Here is a 21,869-nt window from a genome sequence, read left to right as displayed (position 1 = left end):
CATGGCCGGATCCGAACAACATTACATCATGCCGCGCGCGGAATTTGACCGTCCGGTGAAGATCCTGATCGTCGTGTCGCCTTACTACAAAGACATCGCCGACAATATGGTCGCGGGCGCTGTGGCCGAAATCGAGGCCTGTGGCGGCACATATGAGATCGTCGAAGTCCCCGGCGCTTTGGAAATCCCAACCGCCATTGGCATGGCCGGTCGCATGGCGAATTTCGATGGGTTTGTGGCCTTGGGCTGCGTGATCCGTGGTGAAACCACTCATTATGATACGGTCTGCAACGATAGCTCGCGCGCGATCCAACTGCTTGGTTTGCAAGGGCTTTCCATCGGTAACGGCATCCTGACCGTGGAAAACCGGCCCCAGGCCGAAGTCCGTGCCGATCCCAAAGATCAAAATAAAGGCGGCGGAGCGGCCGCTGCGGCCTTGCATCTCATCGCGCTTTCGCGCAAATGGGGCGGCCCGCGTAAGGGAGTCGGTTTTATTCCGGCCACTGACGAATTTAAAATCGCGGGCGCGACAAAGGATACCCCGACCGCATGACCTCTGAGCTCTCAGGTAACCAAAAACGCAAGATGAAGTCCGCCGCCCGTCTGTTCGCGGTGCAGGCGCTCTATCAGATGGAGCAATCTGGTCAGACCTTTGATCAGGTGCGCGTGGAATTTCTGGACCACCGTTTTGGTGAAGTCTTCGAAGACTATGAGATGCTTGAGGGCGACGTTACGCTGTTTTCCGAGCTGCTGGAGCAGGCGGTGAACCATCAGGCGCTGGTGGATCAGATGACGGATCGTGCGCTGGTGGCGAAATGGCCTTTGGGGCGAATCGACAGCACTTTGCGGGCTTTGTTTCGCGCGGCGGGGGCAGAGCTGACCCAAACCGAGACGCCGCCCAAAGTGGTTATCGTGGAATTCGTGCAGGTGGCTCAGGCCTTCTTTCCGGAAGGCAAGGAAGGCAACTTCGTGAATGCCGTGCTCGATCACATGGCACGCGAAGCCAAACCTGAAGCGTTTTAGGCGAAGAGGGCGAGGCCTCGACCGATGAGGGGCCTCTAGAAATCCAATCCCAGATCAATCGTGCGCGCCGAATGGGTCAGCGCGCCTGAGCTGATGTAGTCCACACCTGTCGCTGCAATCGACTTGATCCGGTCAAGTTTCACATTGCCCGACGCTTCGGTTTTCATCGCGCCATTGACCATCGCAACTGCCTCGCGCAGCTGGTCATTGTCCATATTGTCCAAGAGCACGACTGACGCACCACCGGTTGCCAGAACCTCTTCCAACTGATCCAGACGGTCGACTTCGATCTCAACGGCCATCATGTGGCTGGCGTGGCGTTTGGTGGCTTCCAGAACTTGTTTCACCCCACCGGCAGCGGCGATGTGGTTGTCTTTGATCAGGATCGCATCGGACAGGGAATAGCGGTGATTGTAGCCTCCGCCGTGCAGCACAGCCAGCTTTTCCGCCAAGCGCATATTCGGCGTGGTCTTGCGCGTGCAGGTGACGCGGGCGGTGGTGCCCTCGGCCTCGGCAACAAAGCTCGCGGTTTTGGTCGCGATGCCTGTCAAGCGGCCCGCGTAATTCAAAGCCACGCGTTCGGCTGATAGGATGGAGGCCGCAGAGCCTTTGATTTCCATCAGCGTCGTGTCTTTTTCGGCACTTTCCCCATCCCCAACGCGTGTTGTGACCTCAAGCGAAGGATCGACCATGCGAAACGCCAATGCTGCGATTTGCATCCCCGAGACCACACAGTCCTCGCGGGCGTTCAACCGCGCCGCATAGGTCGTGTCCGCAGCGATCACCGCGCGCGTGGTGACGTCGCCATAGCTTCCGAGGTCTTCCATGAGGGCCGCTTTGACCATCGGTTCCAGGATCAGATCGGGGACGGTGGCGAAACTCATAGGGGGTCCTCGGTTTTGGCGGTGACGCGGGCGCGGATGGCGCGCGCCTCAGATAGGGTCATTTTAGAACGTTTCCCGGGTCCTGGCATAGGGTCGGGGAAATCAGAGCGTGCATGCGCCCCGCGGGATTCTTCGCGCACAAAGGCGCAGGCCGCGACCAGCGTGGCTGTTGCGCACATGTTCAAAAGGCTTTCGCTTTGGGCGTTTGCCTCGATCTCTTGCAGGGTGTTCAACGCCTCGGCGAGGCCTTTTGCGTCGCGGATCACGCCGACATTGTTGGACATCGTGGACCGAAGTCGTGTCACGTCGTCGGCTTCCGGCGCTTTTGCTGTGCCTTTGAAATCCATATTAATTTCAGCGGCTTGCGTCTCAACCCTCTGCACCTTGATGCCCTCAGCGCAGATGCGCGCATAGACCAAGGCTTCAAGCAATCCGTTAGAGGCCAAACGGTTAGAGCCATGCAGGCCTGTCGAGCTCGCTTCACCGCAAACCCAAAGGTTTCCAAGGCTCGCGCGGCCCTCGGCGTCAGTCGCAATCCCGCCCATGTGATAATGCGCAGCAGGGGCTACGGGGATCGGCTGCCTGACCGGATCAATGCCATTGCGCGCGCAATACTCCGCAACTGAGGGGAACAGGTCGATGATCTCGGCCCCAATCGCCTCGCGCGTATCAAGCATCGGCCGGTTGCCTGCCTGATGCTGCGCAAAGACGGCACGGGCGACGATATCGCGCGGCGCGAGTTCCGCATCGGGGTGGACCGAAAGCATGAACCGCTCACCGTCCTCGTTGATCAGCGTCGCGCCTTCGCCGCGTAGGGCTTCGGTGGCCAAGGGGGCAGGGTCTTCGCCGACATCCATGGCCGTCGGGTGGAATTGGACGAATTCGGCGTCTGCGATCACAGCGCCCGCGCGCGCCGCCATGCCGATCACCTGACCGCGAATGCGATGCGGATTGGTGGTCAGCGCGTAAAGCCCGCCAGAGCCGCCGCCCGCCAATAGGTAAGCCGATCCGCGCAGCATGATCGAAACCGAGCAATCCGCGTCACTCTGCGTGATCGCAACGCCTGTGACCGCGCCGCCCTCGGTGTCGAGTGACACAGCCATCGTGCCCTCAAGCACTTGAATTGATGGCGTTTCGCGGACTTCTTCGATCAGGGCGGCCATGATCTCGGCCCCCGCCTGGTCGCCTTTCACGCGCACGACACGGGCATAGGAATGGGCGGCCTCGCGAGACAGCACATAGCCGCCATCTTCTGTGCGATCAAAAGGCGTGCCGAGCGTCGTCAGATCCAGAATATGATCGCGCGCCTCGCGGGTGACCATGCGCGCGACGTCGGCGTCGACCGTGCCTGCGCCAGCACTCAGCGTGTCTTCGGCGTGGGACTCGGGACTGTCCTGATCCGCCATCGCCGCCGCTACGCCGCCCTGCGCCCAGGCAGAGCTTGCGCCTTCGCCCAAAGGCTCTGGAGAGATCATCACAACCGGTGTCGGGGCCAGTTTCAGCGCCGCATAAAGCGCGCCGAGGCCTGCGCCGACGATCACGACCCGATCTGTTTTGATCTCTTGCATGAGGTGCTTAGAGGCCCAGTTTCTGAGACAGGTCGATCATGCGTTGCACGGAAAGTCGCGCCTTTTCAGCGACGTCTGCGTCGACTTCGACCTGATTTTCCATTGTGTGCAAGACGTAAAGAACCTTCTCTAAAGAGATTTTCTTCATGTATGGGCACATGTTGCAGGGTTTGGCGAAATCCACTTCTGGCAGTTCGTCGGCGATGTTGGAGGCCATCGAACATTCAGTGATCAACATCGCCTTCTTGGGTTTGTTGTCATGCACCCATTTGATGATGCCCGAGGTCGAACCAGTAAAGTCGGACTCAGCCACAACGGCAGGGGTACATTCCGGGTGGGCGATGATTTTCACCTCAGGATCATACTCCCGGTAGGCCTTCAGGTCGTCCGCTGTATAAAGCTCGTGGACGATGCAGGAGCCTTCCCAGAAGACGACTTTCTTCTTGGAATGGTTCGCCACATTCAGCGCCAGATACTGGTCTGGGGTCATGATGACGGTGTCGCTCTCCATCGCGTCCACGATCTGCACCGCATTAGAGCTGGTGCAGCAGATGTCAGAGGCAGCTTTCACCTCGGCGGTCGTGTTTACATAGCTGACCACAGGCGCGCCGGGATATTTGGCACGCATTTCTTCGACGCCTTCGGCGGTGATGGATTCCGCGAGCGAGCAACCTGCGCTCATGTCCGGCATGAGGACGGTTTTTTCAGGGCTCAGGATTTTTGAGGTCTCGGCCATGAAATGCACGCCGCATTGGACGATTACATCGGCATCGACTTTGGTGGCCTCAATCGCCAACTGCAGGCTGTCGCCCGAGACATCGGAAATGCCGTGGAAGATTTCCGGCGTCATGTAGTTGTGGGCCAAAACAACCGCATTTCGCTCGCGTTTCAGATCGTTGATCGCCTTCACGTAGGGCGCATAGATCGCCCAGTCGGCAGGGCTGACGACGCGATCCATCCGGTCATAGATGTCGGCCATCGACGCGGCGAGGTCTGGATTCGGTGCAAGATCATAGTGGTCTGACAGTTTCGTCGTGATATCTAGCAACGGCTTGGCTCCGGTTGGCTGTGGCTTGGGTGGCATTTACAGTGCTGTTACAATTTAGGCCAGTGAAATAAAGGTTTTACGGGGAAAACGCGGGGTTATTCCCGATAGGCCGCGCTTTTGCGAAACAAGCGTTCCGATTTGAGTATTTTTGGCAAGATGAAACCCGTGCGGCATAGCTTCGCTCGCCCGTGTTCAAAGACTGGACCTTTGATGGGGAATGGGGCATAGAGATCACGAACTTAGGAGGCACATATGGGCATTGTGAACACGCTTCTTAGCGCTGTGACCTGGTGGAAGGGCCAGACGCTGAACACGCGGATCTTTACCTGGCGCAAAGGCGAGAAAGTTGGCGAAGACGATCAGGGCAATGTCTATTACCGCACCAAGAATGACAGCAAACGCTGGGTGATCTACAACGGCGAGGCCGAGGCAAGCCGTATTGGGCCTGACTGGCACGGTTGGTTGCACCGCACTTTTGACGAGTTGCCAAGCGAGAAGCCACTGCCGAAAAAATCATGGGAGCAGCCGCATCAGGAAAACCTGACGGGCACGATGATGGCCTATGCGCCGGCGGGCTCGATCCGCTCCAAAGCACCGGTAGAGCGCAGCGACTACGACGCGTGGTCTCCGGAATAGGATCGGGTCATGTCCTCCTCTACGCAACGTACTGAGATTGCCGTTGGCGGGCTGGTTCTGGCCGCTGCGATCGGGTTTGCTGCCTATATGGGGCAGGTCGCGACCTTTGGCTCGGGCGGCTCTGGCTATGAGCTCAGCGCGTCCTTCCGCTCGATTGAAGGCGTGAGTGTTGGCAGCGATGTGCGGCTGGCGGGCGTTAAGGTTGGCACGGTGACAGGGATCGAATTGGATCCGGTGACGTTTCGGGCCAATACGACTGTGAATGTTCAAGACGGCATCCTTCTGCCAGATGACTCAGCGATTGTGATTTCGTCAGAAGGCTTGCTCGGCGGGAATTTCGTCGAGGTTCTGCCGGGTGGCTCACCCTTCAACCTGGAACCGGGCTCCGAGATCATCGATACTCAGGGTGCCGTCAGCCTTGTGTCCTTGCTGATGCGCTTTGTGAGCGGTGGCGAGGAATGAGCGCTTTGCGTTCTGTAAAAGCGGCCATTTTGGCTGGAATTTTGTCGGCGGCTTCGGCGCAAGCTCAGGAAATCATTGTCGAATCCTTGGATGATCCGGTGGACGGTGAAACCGGGTTCATCACGGAAACTGACAGTGATGTCTTCCTGCGCGGCGCGTCTTTGTTTGAGGAAATCACCGAAGAGGTACGCGCGGTCAAAGGCTCGGGCGTTGATCTGAGGGCTTTGGACAAAACCACCGGTGAAGTGCGGGATATCACGCTGGCTGATGGGCAATCCGAAGTCTTTGGGTATTTGCGGATTGGTCTGACGGAATGCCGCCACCCTGACGACAATGCAACGGGCGAAGCCTATGCCTATCTGACCATTGTCGAAGAGGCGAACACTGCAGCCCCTGTGTTTCAAGGCTGGATGATTGCGTCGTCTCCTGCGTTGAACGCGATGGATCACGCGCGGTTTGACGTCTGGGTGCTGCGATGTCAGGCCGATGCGGCTGTCGCGGACGCCAGTACAGAAGAGACATCTGGCAACTGAGCGCCTGTGATGTCTGCGCGCCGGTGAATGGCGTCTTTTAACAGGAATTGATAGTCGGCGCGGGGGATTTCTTCGGCCCCTAGGCTGGCCAAATGATCCGTGATGAACTGCGTGTCAAAGAGCGTGTAGCCGCAATTTCGAAGATGCGTTGTCAGATAGGCGAGCGCGATTTTGGAGCCATTCGTAGCCCGCGAAAACATGCTTTCGCCGAAAAACGCAGCGCCTAGGGCGACGCCATAGACACCCCCGATCAAGCTACCCTCGCGCCAGACTTCCAGAGAATGGGCTTGAGACTTCTGGTGTAAGCCTATGTAAAGGCTTCGAATCCTGTCGTTGATCCAAGTGTTGGAACGGTCCGCGCAAGCATCCAGAACGCCTTCGAAGTCGCGGTTAAGCGTCACCTCATAATCCCCACGCCGCAACGCTTTGGACAAGCTGCGCGAGATATGAAATCGATCAAGTGGCAGGATCCCCCTTTGTTTCGGATCGACCCAGAAAATTTCTGGGTCGTCCTTATGTTCGGACATGGGAAAGACACCCATGGCATAGGCCTGCATCAATAGATCGGGGGTGATCTCTTGGCGGCTCATGGCGCGGCGTTAGGCGCCGTAGTTGGCGTCCAGCCATTTCTCCAGCCAGTGAATATTATAGTCACCGGAATGGATGTCAGCTTCTTCCAACAGAGCATGGAACAGCGGTACGGTGGTCTCAACCCCATCCACGATCAACTCGCCAAGGGCACGGTGCAGACGCGCCAGTGCCTCTGGACGGTCGCGACCATGCACGATCAACTTACCGATGAGGCTGTCGTAGTAGGGCGGGATCGAGTAGCCATCATAGAGCGCGCTGTCCATGCGCACGCCGAGGCCGCCTGGCGCGTGGTAATGGCTGATTTTGCCCGGACGTGGCGCGAAACCGGGGAAGGTTTCCGCGTTGATCCGTACCTCAATCGAGTGACCGTTGATCTCAAGGTCATCCTGCGTGAAGGACAGAGGCATGCCGGCCGCCACGCGGATCTGTTCGCGCACGAGGTCGACGCCGAAAATGCTTTCGGTAACAGGGTGTTCCACCTGCAGGCGGGTGTTCATCTCGATGAAATAGAACTCGCCGTTCTCATAAAGGAACTCGACGGTGCCAGCCCCGCGATAGCCCATTTCGGCAACCGCATCGGCGCAGACTTTGCCGATATAGGCGCGTTCTTCTGGGGTGATGCAGGGGCCGGGGGCTTCTTCGAAGACCTTCTGGTGGCGACGCTGCAAAGAACAATCGCGCTCGCCCAAATGGACGCCATTGCCCTGACCGTCGCCAAAGACCTGGATCTCGATGTGACGCGGGGTGGTGAGGTATTTCTCGATATAGACTTCGTCGTTGCCAAAGGCCGCTTTCGCCTCGGAACGCGCGGTGCCAAAGGCCTCTTCCATATCGTCTGCGGTCAGAGCGACTTTCATGCCGCGCCCGCCGCCGCCGGCGGTGGCTTTGACAATGACCGGATAGCCGAAGTCTTCGCCGATCTTTTTGGCAGCGGCCAGATCTGGAACTCCACCTTCAGAGCCCGGCACAACTGGGATACCCAGCTTCTTGGCGGTGTCTTTGGCGGTGATCTTGTCGCCCATGGTGCTGATGTCAGCGGCGCTTGGGCCGATGAAGGTCAGACCGTGGTCTTCGACGATTTCCACGAAACGTGCGTTCTCAGACAGAAAGCCGTAACCTGGGTGGATCGCCTGTGCGCCCGTGACTTCGCAGGCTGCGATGATGGACGCCATGTTCAGATAGCTGTCAGTACCCGCATTTGGGCCGACACAGATCGCTTCGTCTGCCATGCGCACGTGCATCGCGTCCGCATCTGCGGTGGAATGCACCGCGACCGACTTGATGCCCATCTCGCGGCACGCGCGGATCACGCGAAGTGCGATTTCTCCGCGGTTGGCGATGAGGATTTTATCAAACATCGCGAATACCTTATTCGATGATGACCAGAGGCGCGCCGAACTCAACCGTGCCGCCGTCCTCAACAAGAATGCGCTTGATGGTGCCTGCTTTTGGAGCAGGGATCTGGTTCATGGTTTTCATCGCTTCGATGATCAGGATGGTCTGACCTTCGGCCACCTGAGCCCCCACGGTGATAAACGCAGGCGCGCCGGGTTCTGGCTGCAGATAACACGTGCCCACCATCGGAGAGGTCACAGCGCCCGGATGGCTTGCAGGATCCTCGTTGCTCGCCGCAGGCGCAGCAGGTGCCGCAGTTGCAGGAGCCGCCGGTGCCGCCGGTGCCGCAGGCGCGGCCACTGGCGCAGTTGCCACCGGGGCGGGGGCCGCCATGGTGACGACTTCTTTTTGACGGCTGACACGCACATTCATGCTGTCGTTGTCGCCGTATTCGCGCATCACTTCCAGTTCGGTCAGATCGTTTTTCTCAAGCAATTCGGCCAGCGCCTGAATAAAGGAGACGTCCGCGTCGTGGGTCTTCTTGCTCATAATATATCCTCTGATGCGCGACAGCTGCGCGTCTGTTTGGTTTTCCCTAACGGCTGTATATAGGCTATCAGAAAGCTAAGGAAAAGCTCGGGGAACGGGGAAAACACCGCATTTCTTACCCTAGGTTAACGATTTTCGATCCATCCCCTAAAGATCATGCGGAAAATCACAGTGGCATGCCAGAAAGTTTCGCGACCAATTCGGCCAATTTGCGGGCCCCGAATTTTCGCAAAAGCCGTGCGCGGTATTCTTCGACAGTGCGGTAGCTTAGGTTCAGTTCTATCCCGATTTCCTTAGAGGTCTGACCCCGGCAGGTCAGGATCGCCACCTCACGCTCGCGTTGGGTGAGTTCGACGACGGGGCGTTCGTCCGACAGGTCTGCAAATGTCCAAACCCCGCTTTGAAACGGGTTGTCCGGCGACAGAGACTTGCCTCGCACGCGACACCAAAACAGGCTCCCGTCGGCGCGCCGCATGATGCGTTCGTCGTTGTAACGCCCTGTGTCCTCCATGGCGGCGCGTACTTTTTCGCCAAAGCTTTCGAAGTCTTCTTGGCTGGCATAAAATTCCGCGATGGATTTCCCAGAGCAGTCTTCTGGCGAGATTCCAAACATTTCACCAAAGGCTTTGTTGGCGGCATGGATGCGGCGTTTGTCCAGCATGCACATCCCGATCGGGGCGTGCTGGTAGGCAAGTTCTGAAATATTCATGGCGGCAGAATGCACTGGTTGGCCCCGCAAGCCAAGGACACAGTTTGCGCATAGATAAGAAGAGGCCACCTGTTTATTGCCGCGTCACTACCAAGCGTCACAAAGCAGATTTCTGATCGTCTGTTCGCTCTCAGGCTAACAAAACAAAAAAACCCGGCGCAAGGCCGGGTTTTTCCAAATTCATGTCAAAATGACTTAGTCGACCAGGGTCGCCTCAGTTGCCGCGCGCAGCTCTTCTTCGGTGACGCCGTCGGCGCACTCGACAATCTTCAAACCGCCTTCGACAACATCCAGAACACCGAGGTTCGTGATGATGCGGTCAACAACGCCTTTACCAGTCAGCGGCAGGGTGCATTCTTTCAGAACTTTGGACTGGCCGTGTTTGTTGGCGTGATCCATGACGACCACAACGCGACCAACGCCTGCGACCAGATCCATCGCGCCGCCCATGCCTTTGACCAGCTTGCCCGGGATCATCCAGTTCGCCAGATCGCCGTTCTCGGCCACTTCCATCGCGCCCAGGATCGCCATGGCGATCTTGCCACCGCGGATCATCGCAAAGGATTGCGCGGAGTCAAAATAGGCGGTCTGAGACAGCTCGGTGATGGTCTGCTTACCTGCGTTGATCAGGTCTGCATCCTCTTCTCCCTCGTATGGGAAAGGGCCCATGCCCAGCATGCCGTTTTCAGACTGCAGCGTCACTTCAACGCCTTCTGGAATGTAGTTGGACACGAGCGTCGGGATACCGATACCCAGGTTCACATACCAGCCGTCTTGCAGTTCTTGCGCGGCGCGGGCCGCCATTTGGTTACGATCCCAAGGCATTATGCTTCCTCCCGCTTGCGTGTGGTGCGTTGTTCGATGCGCTTCTCGTGGTCGCCCTGAATGATGCGGTGCACGTAGATGCCAGGCAGGTGAATCGCATCCGGGTCAAGCGAACCGGTTGGAACGATCTCTTCGACCTCGGCGATACAGATCTTGCCACAGGTCGCCGCTGGCGCGTTAAAGTTGCGCGCGGTCTTACGGAAGATCAGGTTCCCGGTCTCATCTGCTTTCCACGCCTTTACGATCGAAAGATCCGCAAAGATGCCTTCTTCCATGATATAGTCTTCCATGGCGCCGTCTTGGCCAGTTGGGAATTGCTTCTCCATCTTGCCTTCGGCGATCACGGTGCCCACGCCAGTGCGGGTGAAAAAGCCCGGGATGCCTGCGCCGCCGGCGCGCATACGCTCGGCCAGAGTGCCCTGAGGGTTAAACTCCAGCTCCAGCTCACCCGACAGATACTGGCGCATGAATTCCGCGTTCTCACCTACGTAAGAGCTGATCATCTTCTTAACTTGCTTGGTCTGCAACAGAATGCCGATGCCAAAGTCATCCACGCCCGCGTTGTTGGACGCAAATGTCAGATCCTTGGTGCCCGCGTCTTTGATCGCGTCCAAGAGCAGTTCCGGAATACCGCAGAGGCCAAAGCCTCCGGCGGCAATAAACATGCCGTCATGCAAGAGGCCATCCAACGCCTCCGCTGCATTTGCATAGATTTTTTTCATGGATGTCTCCCAATTCCATTTGGCGTGTTTTTGAATTTTGCCTTGCTTCAAGTCAACGCATACAGGGGCGTCCGGTATTACTACGGACTTACCGCAAGGGGCGTTTTTTTCACCGCCGCACTGAACCTTTTGCCCGATCACGCGCACTATAGGATAGTTGGCCAGGAAAGGGCAAAACATGACCGGCAAACGCCGCGCCTTAGAAGAGTTTTTGGTGATCGAAGCGCGCCTTGGGCGGCGCGCGGCGATGGCTGAGCTGGTGCGCCTTCGCGGACCTCGCCTCTTGGTGCATGCGGCGCGGTTGCTGAACGGCAAAGACGAGGCGCAGGACGCTGTGCAAGACGCTTGGGTGCAGATCTTTCGCGACCTGCAAAAGCTGAAAGACGTGGCGGCCTTTCCGGCGTGGGCTACTCGGATTGTATCTCGATGTTGCTACAGGATCATAGAAAAACGCATTCGGGTCCAGGACGCCAAACGAGAGATTACGCCTCTCATTGAGGACAGCTGTGAAGTCGATCTGAACGAAGAGGCACAGATCCTTCGCCAAGCCATAGACGCCTTGCCAACACCCCAGCGCGCGGCCATTGCGCTGTTCTACCTAGAAGACATGAGCCTAGCCGAGGTGGCCGTCTCGCTGGATGTGCCGGTGGGCACGGTAAAATCGCGCCTTTCAATGGCGCGCATGTCGCTGAAAGACGCTTTGAAAGGAGACTTGGATGTCTAGCAAAAATGACCTTGATCGTATGATCGAAGATGCTCTGAAAGGGCAAGACAGTGAGATCCTGCGCGAGACGCAAGAGCTTGGCTGGTTCCAGCTGGGGCTGTCGCAGTTTGGCGGCAAGCTGGGTTGGGTCACTTGGGTTGTGATGATTGTGCAGATCGCGCTCTTTGCGGTCGGGCTTTATTGCGCGGTTCAGTTTTTTGGCGCGACCGAAGCGATCTTGGCGGTGAAATGGGGTGTCAGCGGTGGCGTTCTGATCCTGATGGCAACGCAGCTTAAGCTGAGCCTGATGCCACAGCTTCAGGCCGACCGAGTGATCCGCGAAGTGAAACGGTTGCAACTGATTATGGCGCGCAACGACTGAAAAATGAAAAGGCCGGGACATCTCCCGGCCTATGTTATTTCGCAGCGGTTTTTTTCTTGGTCGTCTTTTTGGTGGTCTTTTTGCGCGTGCCCTTCTTGGCCGCCTTTTCATTGACCAGCTCAATCGCCATTTCGACAGTCACATCCTTGGGCTCAACGTCCTTGGGCAGGGTCGCATTGACCTTTTCCCATTTCACGTAGGGTCCATAACGACCGTCCATAATGTTCATGGCGCCACCATCTGGGTGTTCGCCCATCTCACGCAACGGTTTCGCGGCTGCTGATGACCCACGTCGCCCTGGATTCGCACGTTTTTCTGCTAAGAGTTCGACGGCACGGTTCATGCCTATTTCAAAGACATCATTGGGGTCCTTGAGGTTCGCATAAACAGGTTTCGCCTCATCCGGCAGTTGGTGCATCACATAGGGACCAAAGCGGCCAAAGTTCGAAGTGATCTCGCCGCCCTCAGGGTGCAGACCAATTGCGCGGGGCAGGGACAACAGCGTGAGCGCCTTTTCCAGATCCATCGCCGCCGCGTCCCAGCCTTTGGGCAGGGAGGAGCGGTCGGGTTTCTTGTTGTCTTCGGTGATTTCACCGCGCTGCACATAGGGACCAAAGCGGCCCTTGCGCAGCAGGATATCATTCTCGTGTTCGTCCTGACCGAGGATAACATCGCCCGTGTCATCAGAGTCGCCATTCAACGGGCGTGTATAACGGCATTCCGGATAGTTGCCGCAGCCGACAAAACCGCCAGTGCGTGAGGTTTTGAGATGGAGCTGGCCCGTGCCGCATTTCGGGCAAATGCGTGGATCTGACCCGTCCTCACGCGGCGGATAAAGCTGCGGGGCAAGCGCTGCGTCGAGTTTATCAAGAACCTCTGACACCCGCAGATCGCTGGTTTCTGCAATGGCTGCCGAGAAATCGCGCCAGAAGGTTGCTAGGACTTCTTTATAGTCCTGATCGCCGGCCGAAACGTCATCCAGGCTCTCTTCAAGGTTCGCCGTGAACTCATATCCCACATATTTGCGGAAGAAGTTCATGAGGAAGATCGTGACGATCCGACCTTTTTCCTCAGGGAACAGACGGTTCTTGTCCTTGCGTACATATTCGCGGTCTTGGATCGTCGTGATGACCGAGGCATAGGTCGACGGACGTCCGATACCCAGCTCTTCCATGCGTTTAACCAAGGTCGCCTCGGTATAGCGGGGCGGCGGTTGTGTGTGGTGTTGCAAGGCCAGAACGCCCGCGTTTTCAGACAGTATTGCGTTGTCCGCGCGGGTGGCTTCGATCACATCGCCTTCGCGACCGGCGGCCTTGTTAAACTGATCCGCGAGGCCTTTGGACGAGAACACCGCCGCTTCGCCCTGCATGATCTGAGGCAGGCGCTTGTCGTCGTCGTCCTGAACGTCGTCGCGACCCTCTTCATAGACCTTCATAAAGCCGTCAAACATGACGACTTGGCCGGTGGCGCGCAACTCGACCTGACCGTCGTCAGAGGCGATATCCACCGTGGTGCGTTCCAGCCGCGCGGCCTCCATCTGGCAGGCGATGGTGCGCTTCCAAATCAGGTCATAAAGTTTGCGCTGGTCCGGTTCGCTCACCTTAATCTGGCTCGCGTCCTTGTTCATATCCGTCGGGCGGATACATTCGTGCGCTTCCTGCGCGTTTTTGGCCTTGTTTTTATACATCCGTGGCGATTTCGGGATGTAGTCCTCGCCATAGCGATCTTTGATCGTGTCGCGCGTGGCCATCACGGCCTCAGGCGCCATGTCGATGCCGTCGGTCCGCATATAGGTGATCAGACCTGCCTCATAGAGACGCTGCGCCGTGTTCATGCATTGCCGCGCGCCCATGCCGAACTTGCGGCTGGCTTCTTGCTGTAGCGTCGAGGTCATAAAGGGCGCGGACGGATTGCGCGTCGCGGGCTTCGCTTCGACCGATTTTACAGAAAGATTGCGGGAGGTTACGGCCTGAACTGCAAGTTCCGCAGCCGTGCTGTCTTTAAGCGACATGCGGTCCAGTTTCTGACCGCCCAGCACAGTCAGACGCGCTTCAAAATCCTTGCCGCGAGGTGTTTGCAGCAAAGCCCGCACGGACCAATGTTCCTGCGCATTAAAGGCTTCGATCTCTTCTTCGCGCTCGACGATCAAACGCAGGCAAACCGACTGAACCCGTCCAGCAGAGCGCGCGCCCGGCAGTTTGCGCCAGAGCACGGGCGAGAGTTTAAAGCCCACCAGATAATCCAAAGCACGACGCGCCAGATAGGCCTCAACCAGAGGTTCGTCGACCTGTCGCGGGTTCTGCATTGCTTCGGTCACAGCCGACTTGGTGATCGCGTTGAAAACCACGCGGCTGACGGGCGTGTCTTTCTTAATGGCGCGACGCTTGCGCAGGGCTTCTTCGAGGTGCCAAGAAATCGCCTCTCCTTCGCGATCGGGGTCGGTCGCGAGGATCAGGTTGTTGTCTTCTTTTAGGGCGTCCGCGATGGCTTTGACATGCTTGCGGCTGTCATTGCCGACTTCCCATGTCATCGCGAAATCATTGTCCGTGTCGACCGATCCGTCCTTCGGAGGCAGGTCACGCACGTGGCCATAAGAGGCGAGTACCGTGTAGTCAGACCCCAAGTATTTATTGATAGTTTTGGCTTTTGCCGGGGATTCGACGACGACGACGGGCATGCTTAATTCTCGACTCCTCAAGACTCGTTTTTCTTGGCCTTATGGCGGCAGAAGATGTGCGGTGGAAGGGGGCATTGTCAATGACCACTGGAAAACCGGACCCGCGCCGCAGGCTTTGACGGCATGTAGTTTGACATTACCGCCGAGACAAGAGCCCACCTGCGCGACGCAGGATTTTCCCGTGGAGCTCGAGTGTGGACAGGGCAGGGGCCAGCGATTTCGCCTTAGACTTGAGATCAAAGATCAACTGGTCCTCGGCCAATGGGATCGGCCCCAATCGATTGAGGATCCTGTCGTGGAGCTTTGCTGAGTCGCTCAGGCTGTCCTGGCCTGCGCCTGCCAGTGGTAGATCTGGTTGCACGGGCTCGGGAATTGCGAGTTCTTCAATAATGTCTTCGGCATTGCGCACCAAAGTCGCGCCGTCCCGGATAAGGATATTGCACCCCGCGGCACGTGCATCAAAGGGATGACCCGGTACCGCAAGCACGTCACGCCCCTGATCAAGCGCATTGCGCGCGGTGATCAGAGAACCTGATTTGGCGGCGGCCTCAACGACGACGACGGCGCGGGAAAGTCCTGAAATGATCCGGTTGCGCGCAGGGAAATGCCGCGCTTGTGGCTGCAAGCCCATGGGTTGCTCGGACAGGATCAGTCCTTGTTTCAGGATATCTTGGGCTAGTGGCTTGTTTTCGGCGGGGTAGATCCTGTCCACGCCTCCGCCAAAAACTGCAATCGTTCCGGTTTTCAAAGCGGCTTCATGAGCCGCGGCATCGATGCCACGGGCCAAACCGCTGACGATCACCTGCGCCATTTGGCCAAGTTCCAGCGACAAGCTGCGTGCCATGCGACAGCCCAGAGACGACGCATTGCGAGCACCAACGAGAGCGATCGCGTCGCGGTGTAATAATCCGATATCGCCACGTGCCCACAAAAGAGGGGGGGCGTCGCTCAGATCATAAAGTGGTTTAGGATAGTCGGGATCCCCATAACAAATTAACCGCGCCTTGGCTTTGCGGGCCGCTTTGAGTTCAGCCTCAATGACGCCATCGGGGCAGATCCTATAATCGTCAACCCCAGCTTCAGCCGCAATTTCAGGCAAAACGGATAGCGCGGCTTGTGCCGACCCATATTCATCCATCAACCGATGAAACGTCGCCGGCCCCACACGTCGCGAGCGCAAGAGACGGAGCCAGAGAAACCGTTCATCTTCCGTGGTGGGTGGGTTCTTGGGGTGAGTGGAAGAAAACTGACCGTCGGTCATCCTTGGCTCCGCCTGCTTGCAGAGCCAAGTCTTACGAATCCTTGGTTAATGGACCGTAAAGTAAGATGGCAAAATTTGGACGACGCTCAACTTACAACTTAGGTCGCAGAGCCTCCGACCGTCAGCCCACCCATCAAAACTGTCGGCTGGCCGACGCCCACGGGCACACTTTGGCCTGCTTTTCCGCAGGTGCCCATGCCAGGGTCGAGTTCCATATCGTTGCCCAAAGCGCGGATCTGCGTCATCGCGGTGGCGCCGTCTCCGATCAGGGTTGCGCCTTTGACGGGGGCACCGACTTTGCCGTCTTTGACCTGATAGGCCTCGGTACAGGAAAAAACGAATTTGCCGTTGGTGATGTCAACCTGACCGCCGCCAAAGCCGACCGCATAGATGCCGTCTTTCAGATCCGCCAGAAGGTCTTTGGGATCATTGTCACCGCCATTCATATATGTGTTTGTCATGCGCGGCATCGGCATATGGGCATAGCTTTGACGACGTCCATTGCCTGTAGGCTCAACCCCCATCAGGCGCGCATTCTGGCGATCTTGCATGTAGCCCACAAGAATACCGTCCTCGATCAAAGTGTTCTTGCGGCTTGGCGTGCCTTCGTCATCCACTGTCAACGAGCCGCGGCGATCTGGGATGGTGCCGTCATCAATCACGGTGACACCCTTAGAGGCCACCTGATCCCCGATCCGACCCGAGAAGCTAGAGCTTTCCTTGCGATTGAAATCACCTTCAAGCCCATGCCCCACCGCTTCGTGCAACAAAATGCCGGGCCAGCCCGGGCCAAGCAGTACATCCATCTGGCCAGCGGGGGCAGGGACGGCCTCTAGGTTGACCAAAGCGATCCGCAGCGCTTCTCGCGCTTTCGCTTGCCAGTCCTCGGCAGCGATCAGACCATCCAGCCCGACACGACCACCACCACCGGCGGATCCAGACTCGCGGCGGCCCTGATCTTCGACGATCACCGAGACATTGACCCGAGTCATTGGGCGCACGTCGGAGATACGCGTGCCGTCGGGGCGCAGAATAAAGACCTCTTGCAGCGATGCCATCAGAGTCGCGCTGACCTGAACCACCCGCGAATCCAAATCGCGGGCGAAGGCGTCAATTTCCCTAAGGGTGTCGATTTTGACGGGAAAGCTTGCAGATCCAATGGGGTCGCTGTCGGTGTAAAGCTTTTGATTTGTCGCAGAGGGCCCCGCCGCCAAAGCGCCACCGCCCTTGCCAACGGCCAGCCGTGCGGTTGCAACGGCACGCTTTAATGCAGATTCGGAAATCTCAGAGGAATGGGCATATCCGGCCACTTCGCCGTTCACCGCACGCAGGCCAAAGCCCTCAGTTGCATCATAACTTGCTGTTTTTACGCGACCATCATCAAAAACCAGTGCTTCAGAACGCGAACGCTCCAGGAATAACTCACCGTCCTCAGCACCCGCCGTGGCCTCTTGCAGCATGGCCAAAGCCCGATTTTCATCCAGCATAGTTTCAAACGGGGCGAATTTTGCGTCTGCCATAGAGTGCTTGCCTTTCAGGTTTTTTGAAGCAAATCAAAAAAGCGGCTGTTTGCCGCAAGTATATTCCTTTATCTGGTGCGCAGAATATGGTTCAAAGCACCGACAAAACAATGGGATTCCATTGCCAATGGCGCGGAAGACCGAATAAGACACGACGAAATACGCAACCGCACGGGTGACACATGCGAATTCTTTCGACCCTCATGGGACTCTGGGCAGCCTTTCTCGCACTTCCAGCAATGGCTCAGGAGACAATCGGCAAGCCCTCAGACGCAGGTCTGAACTTTCAGCCAGCCACCACTGAACTGGCACGTGACATCCAGGGGCTGGATACTTTCATCAACTACATCATCTTCGCGATCACCATCTTTGTCGCGTTGCTGTTGATCTGGTGCATTGTCCGCTTCAACCGCCGCAGCAACCCAGAACCAGGCACCTTTACGCACAACACTCCACTTGAGGTGGCGTGGACCCTTGGCCCGATTATGGTGCTGGTCATCATCGGCGCGTTCTCTTTGCCTGTTCTTTTCAAGCAGCAAGAGATCCCTGAAGGTGAGCTCTATATTAAAGTGACCGGCCACCAGTGGTACTGGACCTACGAATACCCAGAGCAGGGCATCGAATTTGACAGCTACATGCTGGGCCACCCGGCAACCATCACCGAAGCTGACGAAGAAGCTGGTGTCGAAGCGTTCAAAAACTCTGACGCAATGCGCGGCATGCTTGTGAACGCAGGCTACAACGATGACGAATTCCTGCTGGCGACCGACACCCGCGTGATTATCCCAGTGAACACCGTTGTTGTGATGGGCGTGACTGCGGATGACGTGATCCACTCCTGGACCATCCCATCCTTCGGTGTGAAGCAGGACGCAGTGCCTGGCCGTCTGGCGCAACTTTGGTTCAAAGCTGAAAAAGAAGGCATCTTCTTTGGTCAGTGTTCCGAGCTTTGCGGCAAGGACCACGCCTATATGCCGATCACCGTCGAAGTCGTCTCCCAAGAAGCGTTTGACGCTTGGGTTGCGGCAGAAAGCTAAGCCTTTCTGGGGCACAGCCCGTGCCCCATTAAAGTGGATCGGGCGAGCCTAGGCTCGCCCTTCTGACAAGAGAGACCCTGGACACATCATGAGCGACGCCAGCATCCATACGCCAGCGCAGACCAAAGAGGCCTCTTTCGGGGATTTCTTTGCACTGCTGAAGCCGCGCGTGATGTCACTGGTTGTGTTCACCGCCATGGTGGGGCTGCTGGCTGCACCGGGCTCCATTCACCCGTTCGTCGCTTTTGTAGCGATCCTTTGCATCGCCATCGGGGGCGGGGCTTCGGGTGCGCTGAACATGTGGTATGACGCGGATATCGACGCCATCATGACCCGCACGCAGAGCCGCCCTATTCCATCCGGCAAAGTCACTGGCGACGAAGCCTTTGCCATCGGGATCACTTTGTCCGTTTTCTCGGTAGTTATGCTGGGCCTTGCGACCAATTGGTTCGCGGCCGGCTTTCTGGCCTTTACGATTTTCTTCTATGTGGTGATCTACACCATGTGGCTCAAGCGCTGGACCCCGCAGAACATCGTGATCGGTGGCGCGGCGGGCGCTTTCCCTCCGATGGTGGGCTGGGCTGCGGTGACCGGCGGCGTGTCGGTTGAGAGCACTCTGATGTTCCTGTTGATCTTCATGTGGACGCCGCCGCATTTCTGGGCGCTTTGCCTCTTTATGAAGACCGACTACCGCGACGCGGGCGTTCCGATGCTGAACGTGACCCACGGGCGTCCGGCGACTCGGAATCATATCCTTGTTTACACGTTGCTTCTGGCAGCGATTGCGATTGGCATGGGCTTCACCTCTGTGGGTGGTCCGATTTACCTCGCGACCGCGCTGGTGCTGAACGCCTTGTTCATTGTGGGAGCGATCCGGATCTGGCGTCGTGACGACGCGGCCTGTGAGGCCGACGAGCATAAGGTCGAGAAACGCTTCTTTGGCCTCTCGCTTCTGTATCTATTCCTGCATTTCGGTGCGATTTTGGCCGAGGTGGCGCTGGCCCCTTACGGTCTTGGAGGCTGGTAAGATGGCGATCCACAAAGATCACGAAATCCACCACCGTCGTTTTGGTCGCAATCTGGGTCTTGCCCTCGTACTGGGCGCTTTTGTCGTCTTGCTCATGGGGCTGACGGTTGTGAAAGTCACCTCTGAGGGCCGCGCTCTGGCGGCACAGGAGGCTAATCAATGACCCAACCCGTCAACAGCAATGGCAAAACAGTTCTCAAGCTTGCGGGCGTCGTAGTCACGATGGGCGCGCTGGCTTGGGCGTCAGTGCCGTTCTATGATTGGTTCTGCCGGGTGACCGGCTTTGGCGGCGTGACCCAACAAGCTGATGCAGAATCTGACGTGATTCTGGATCAGACTGTGAAAGTGGTTTTCGACGCCAGCAAATCCCGCGACATGATGTGGGAGTTCAAACCCCAACAGCATCAGATGGCCGTCCGCCTTGGCGAGACGGGCCTGGCCTTTTATGAGGCCTATAACCCTACCAACCGCCCCATCGCAGGGCAGGCGAGCTTTAACGTTGCCCCCTACGAGGCCGGCGCGTTTTTCTCAAAGATTGAATGTTTCTGTTTCACCGAACAGGTCCTCATGCCCGGCGAACGCGTCGACATGCCAGTGACCTTCTTTGTTGATCCGGAAATGATTGAAGATCGGGACGCGAAGTACATCAAGGAAATCACCTTGAGCTATACGTTCTATGAAATCGATCTTCCCGAAGACATCGCGGAATTGACCACGGGCGTCAATTCTGTAGAACCTATCCTAAACACCAGCACCAACGAGGGATGACAACTCATGGCAGGCGCTAAAAATCACGATTATCACATTCTGAACCCCTCATGGTGGCCATTCCTGGGCGCACTTGCGGGCTTCATCATGCTTGTTGGCGCAGTTTTCATGTTCCATGACAATGGTCCATGGATGTTCCTGATCGGCCTCGTTGGCGTGCTTTACGTCATGTTCGGCTGGTGGTCTGAATGCGTTGTGGAAAGCCATCAGGGCGACCACACGCCTGTTGTTCAGATCGGTCTGCGTTACGGCGTTATCCTTTTCATCATGTCCGAAGTCATGTTCTTCTCGGCATGGTTCTGGAGCTTCTTTAAGCACGCAATGTACCCAATGGGCCCAGACAGCCCAGCGATTGACGGCATGTTCCCACCTGCGGGCATCGAGACATTTGACCCTTGGCACCTGCCACTTATTAACACTCTGATCCTGCTGTGCTCTGGCTGTGCGGCAACTTGGGCGCACCACGCGATTGCACATGAGAACAACCGTAAGGATCTGGTCAACGGGCTGATCATCGCGATTGCTCTGGGTGCTGTGTTCACCGTTCTGCAGGCTTACGAATACAGCCACGCGGCCTTTGGCTTTGCTGGCAACATCTATGGCGCGAACTTCTTCATGGCGACAGGCTTCCACGGCTTCCACGTTGTGGTTGGCACGATCTTCCTGTTCGTCTGCCTGATGCGCGCGCTGCGCGGTCACTTCACCCCAGAACGCCACATCGGTTTCGAAGCAGCGGCGTGGTATTGGCACTTTGTTGACGTTGTCTGGCTATTCTTGTTCGCAGCCGTCTACGTCTGGGGCCAATAAGTCGCTCGGGCGATCGAGGCGCGAAAGGTTGAACCTTTCTGCCTGATAGGATTAAAGCAAATCGCGGCGGGGCACCTCGCCGCGATTTTCGTTTTGAAGGTCTGTGTTGAAAGGGCTTGATGTGCGTCGTCTGATCCTGCCGCTTGGGTTTGGTATTATTGGCATCGTGATCCTCGTGTCGCTGGGCAACTGGCAGATGCGGCGACTGGAATGGAAAGAGGACATTCTTGCACAGATCGATGCTCGAATTGCGGCCGATCCGGTGGCCCTGCCTGAAGATATCGACCCCAATGCAGATCGTTATCTCGCCGTCACCGCGGAGGGGTTGATGACGACAGAGGAACTGCACGTCTATGCCTCCTCTAAAGCGACCGGCGCGATTTATCGCGTAATTGCCGCCTTCGAACTGACGGATGGTCGCCGCATTATGGTCGACCGCGGTTGGATCAAACCCGAAGACAAAGCGTCCGCGCGAGATGAGGTGGACGTGCGTGTCGAGGGAAATCTGCATTGGCCCCAGGAGCGCGACAGCTATACGCCTGAAAATGATCTCGCCGCCAATATCTGGTTCGCACGGGACGTCGATGCCATGGCCGCCGCGCTGAATACTGCCCCGATCCTCATCGTGGCGCGCAAAACGTCGCAAATAAACCCAGCCGTGACGCCCTTGCCGGTGACGAGAACCGGCATTCCGAACGATCACCTGAACTATGCCGTGACCTGGTACGGATTGGCTCTGGTCTGGCTGGCGATGACGCTGTATTACCTGCGCCGCATGCGCGCAAAACATAAGGTCTAAGAG

25 protein-coding genes are annotated in these 21,869 nt (G+C 57.4%); 13 read left to right on the top strand and 12 right to left on the bottom strand.

What is annotated here, in order from left to right:
* Position 1: 1 nt before the first annotated feature.
* Complete coding sequence (locus tag WG622_RS04430; protein WP_339402467.1) at positions 2-553, top strand: 6,7-dimethyl-8-ribityllumazine synthase; 552 nt, start codon at positions 2-4, stop codon at positions 551-553.
* Positions 550-1,023, top strand: coding sequence for a transcription antitermination factor NusB (nusB, locus tag WG622_RS04425; RefSeq protein ID WP_339402466.1), 474 nt, complete (start codon positions 550-552; stop codon positions 1,021-1,023). Before WG622_RS04430 ends, nusB begins: the two co-directional genes overlap by 4 nt.
* 35 nt (positions 1,024-1,058) lie before the next feature.
* Here nusB and nadC read toward each other — a convergent pair whose 3' ends face one another.
* The 3 genes from nadC to nadA are packed head-to-tail and all read right to left on the bottom strand — an operon-like array spanning position 1,059 to position 4,559.
* Positions 1,059-1,907, bottom strand: a complete 849-nt coding sequence (gene nadC / locus WG622_RS04420) for a carboxylating nicotinate-nucleotide diphosphorylase (protein ID WP_339402465.1) — start codon at positions 1,905-1,907, stop codon at positions 1,059-1,061.
* The gene (locus WG622_RS04415; RefSeq protein WP_339402464.1) at positions 1,904-3,475 is read right to left on the bottom strand and encodes an L-aspartate oxidase; all 1,572 of its coding nucleotides are present in this window, start codon (positions 3,473-3,475) and stop codon (positions 1,904-1,906) included. Before WG622_RS04415 ends, nadC begins: the two co-directional genes overlap by 4 nt.
* A gap of 7 nt (positions 3,476-3,482) precedes the next feature.
* Entirely contained in the window at positions 3,483-4,559 is a 1,077-nt protein-coding gene (gene nadA / locus WG622_RS04410) for a quinolinate synthase NadA (protein ID WP_339402463.1), read from the bottom strand.
* A gap of 216 nt (positions 4,560-4,775) precedes the next feature.
* Here nadA and WG622_RS04405 point away from each other — a divergent pair, with 216 nt between their 5' ends.
* Genes WG622_RS04405 through WG622_RS04395 form a run of 3 tightly spaced genes read left to right on the top strand, consistent with a single transcriptional unit; the run spans position 4,776 to position 6,154 of the window.
* Positions 4,776-5,159 (top strand): NADH:ubiquinone oxidoreductase subunit NDUFA12, encoded by a 384-nt coding sequence (locus WG622_RS04405; RefSeq protein WP_339402462.1) that lies wholly within the window; start codon positions 4,776-4,778, stop codon positions 5,157-5,159.
* Between the two features lie 9 nt (positions 5,160-5,168).
* Positions 5,169-5,621 carry an outer membrane lipid asymmetry maintenance protein MlaD gene (mlaD, locus tag WG622_RS04400; RefSeq protein ID WP_339402461.1) on the top strand — a complete coding sequence of 151 codons (453 nt, stop codon included), beginning with the start codon at positions 5,169-5,171 and terminating at the stop codon, positions 5,619-5,621.
* Complete coding sequence (locus WG622_RS04395; protein ID WP_339402460.1) at positions 5,618-6,154, top strand: DUF2155 domain-containing protein; 537 nt, start codon at positions 5,618-5,620, stop codon at positions 6,152-6,154. The genes mlaD and WG622_RS04395 overlap by 4 nt, the downstream gene beginning before the upstream one ends.
* On the opposite strand, the gene aat is transcribed toward WG622_RS04395, so the two are convergent.
* The 6 genes from aat to WG622_RS04365 form a co-directional block, all read right to left on the bottom strand.
* Positions 6,100-6,744: a leucyl/phenylalanyl-tRNA--protein transferase gene (gene aat, locus WG622_RS04390; protein ID WP_339402459.1), complete on the bottom strand. Its 645-nt coding sequence runs from the start codon at positions 6,742-6,744 to the stop codon at positions 6,100-6,102. The genes WG622_RS04395 and aat overlap by 55 nt on opposite strands.
* Positions 6,745-6,753: 9 nt before the next feature.
* A complete protein-coding gene (accC, locus tag WG622_RS04385; RefSeq protein WP_339402458.1) occupies positions 6,754-8,103 on the bottom strand; it encodes an acetyl-CoA carboxylase biotin carboxylase subunit in 1,350 nt (449 codons plus the stop codon).
* Positions 8,104-8,113: 10 nt separating this feature from the next.
* On the bottom strand, positions 8,114-8,629 hold the full coding sequence (accB, locus tag WG622_RS04380; RefSeq protein WP_339402457.1) for an acetyl-CoA carboxylase biotin carboxyl carrier protein: 516 nt from the start codon (positions 8,627-8,629) through the stop codon (positions 8,114-8,116).
* Positions 8,630-8,795: 166 nt separating this feature from the next.
* Entirely contained in the window at positions 8,796-9,332 is a 537-nt protein-coding gene (locus WG622_RS04375; protein ID WP_339402694.1) for a LuxR C-terminal-related transcriptional regulator, read from the bottom strand.
* Positions 9,333-9,533: 201 nt separating this feature from the next.
* Positions 9,534-10,163 (bottom strand): CoA transferase subunit B, encoded by a 630-nt coding sequence (locus tag WG622_RS04370; RefSeq protein WP_339402456.1) that lies wholly within the window; start codon positions 10,161-10,163, stop codon positions 9,534-9,536.
* Positions 10,163-10,885, bottom strand: coding sequence for a CoA transferase subunit A (locus WG622_RS04365; RefSeq protein ID WP_339402455.1), 723 nt, complete (start codon positions 10,883-10,885; stop codon positions 10,163-10,165). The genes WG622_RS04370 and WG622_RS04365 overlap by 1 nt, the downstream gene beginning before the upstream one ends.
* Positions 10,886-11,063: 178 nt before the next feature.
* Here WG622_RS04365 and WG622_RS04360 point away from each other — a divergent pair, with 178 nt between their 5' ends.
* Positions 11,064-11,609 (top strand): RNA polymerase sigma factor, encoded by a 546-nt coding sequence (locus tag WG622_RS04360; RefSeq protein WP_339402454.1) that lies wholly within the window; start codon positions 11,064-11,066, stop codon positions 11,607-11,609.
* Positions 11,602-11,970 carry a DUF6768 family protein gene (locus WG622_RS04355; RefSeq protein ID WP_209356659.1) on the top strand — a complete coding sequence of 123 codons (369 nt, stop codon included), beginning with the start codon at positions 11,602-11,604 and terminating at the stop codon, positions 11,968-11,970. The genes WG622_RS04360 and WG622_RS04355 overlap by 8 nt, the downstream gene beginning before the upstream one ends.
* Positions 11,971-12,004: 34 nt before the next feature.
* Here WG622_RS04355 and topA read toward each other — a convergent pair whose 3' ends face one another.
* The 3 genes from topA to tldD form a co-directional block, all read right to left on the bottom strand.
* Positions 12,005-14,647: a type I DNA topoisomerase gene (gene topA / locus WG622_RS04350; RefSeq protein WP_339402453.1), complete on the bottom strand. Its 2,643-nt coding sequence runs from the start codon at positions 14,645-14,647 to the stop codon at positions 12,005-12,007.
* A gap of 136 nt (positions 14,648-14,783) precedes the next feature.
* Positions 14,784-15,908, bottom strand: coding sequence for a DNA-processing protein DprA (dprA, locus tag WG622_RS04345; protein ID WP_339402452.1), 1,125 nt, complete (start codon positions 15,906-15,908; stop codon positions 14,784-14,786).
* Positions 15,909-16,006: 98 nt separating this feature from the next.
* Entirely contained in the window at positions 16,007-17,428 is a 1,422-nt protein-coding gene (gene tldD / locus WG622_RS04340) for a metalloprotease TldD (RefSeq protein WP_339402451.1), read from the bottom strand.
* A gap of 182 nt (positions 17,429-17,610) precedes the next feature.
* Here tldD and coxB point away from each other — a divergent pair, with 182 nt between their 5' ends.
* From coxB to WG622_RS04310, 6 genes are all read left to right on the top strand, one after another.
* Complete coding sequence (gene coxB, locus WG622_RS04335) at positions 17,611-18,465, top strand: cytochrome c oxidase subunit II (protein ID WP_339402450.1); 855 nt, start codon at positions 17,611-17,613, stop codon at positions 18,463-18,465.
* A gap of 88 nt (positions 18,466-18,553) precedes the next feature.
* Positions 18,554-19,492 carry a heme o synthase gene (gene cyoE, locus WG622_RS04330; RefSeq protein ID WP_339402449.1) on the top strand — a complete coding sequence of 313 codons (939 nt, stop codon included), beginning with the start codon at positions 18,554-18,556 and terminating at the stop codon, positions 19,490-19,492.
* A 1-nt stretch (position 19,493) separates the two neighbouring features.
* The gene (locus WG622_RS04325; RefSeq protein WP_209356653.1) at positions 19,494-19,655 is read left to right on the top strand and encodes a cytochrome c oxidase system small membrane protein; all 162 of its coding nucleotides are present in this window, start codon (positions 19,494-19,496) and stop codon (positions 19,653-19,655) included.
* On the top strand, positions 19,652-20,260 hold the full coding sequence (locus WG622_RS04320; protein WP_339402448.1) for a cytochrome c oxidase assembly protein: 609 nt from the start codon (positions 19,652-19,654) through the stop codon (positions 20,258-20,260). Before WG622_RS04325 ends, WG622_RS04320 begins: the two co-directional genes overlap by 4 nt.
* 6 nt (positions 20,261-20,266) lie before the next feature.
* Positions 20,267-21,067, top strand: coding sequence for a cytochrome c oxidase subunit 3 (locus tag WG622_RS04315; protein ID WP_209356651.1), 801 nt, complete (start codon positions 20,267-20,269; stop codon positions 21,065-21,067).
* Positions 21,068-21,173: 106 nt separating this feature from the next.
* A complete protein-coding gene (locus tag WG622_RS04310; RefSeq protein ID WP_339402447.1) occupies positions 21,174-21,866 on the top strand; it encodes an SURF1 family protein in 693 nt (230 codons plus the stop codon).
* Positions 21,867-21,869 lie beyond the last annotated feature (3 nt).

The sequence above is a fragment of the Cognatishimia coralii genome, assembly GCF_037478305.1.
Taxonomy (GTDB): Bacteria; Pseudomonadota; Alphaproteobacteria; order Rhodobacterales; family Rhodobacteraceae; genus Cognatishimia; species Cognatishimia coralii.
Note: the sequence above shows the minus strand (reverse complement) of the source record. Positions and strands in the feature narration are given on the sequence as shown.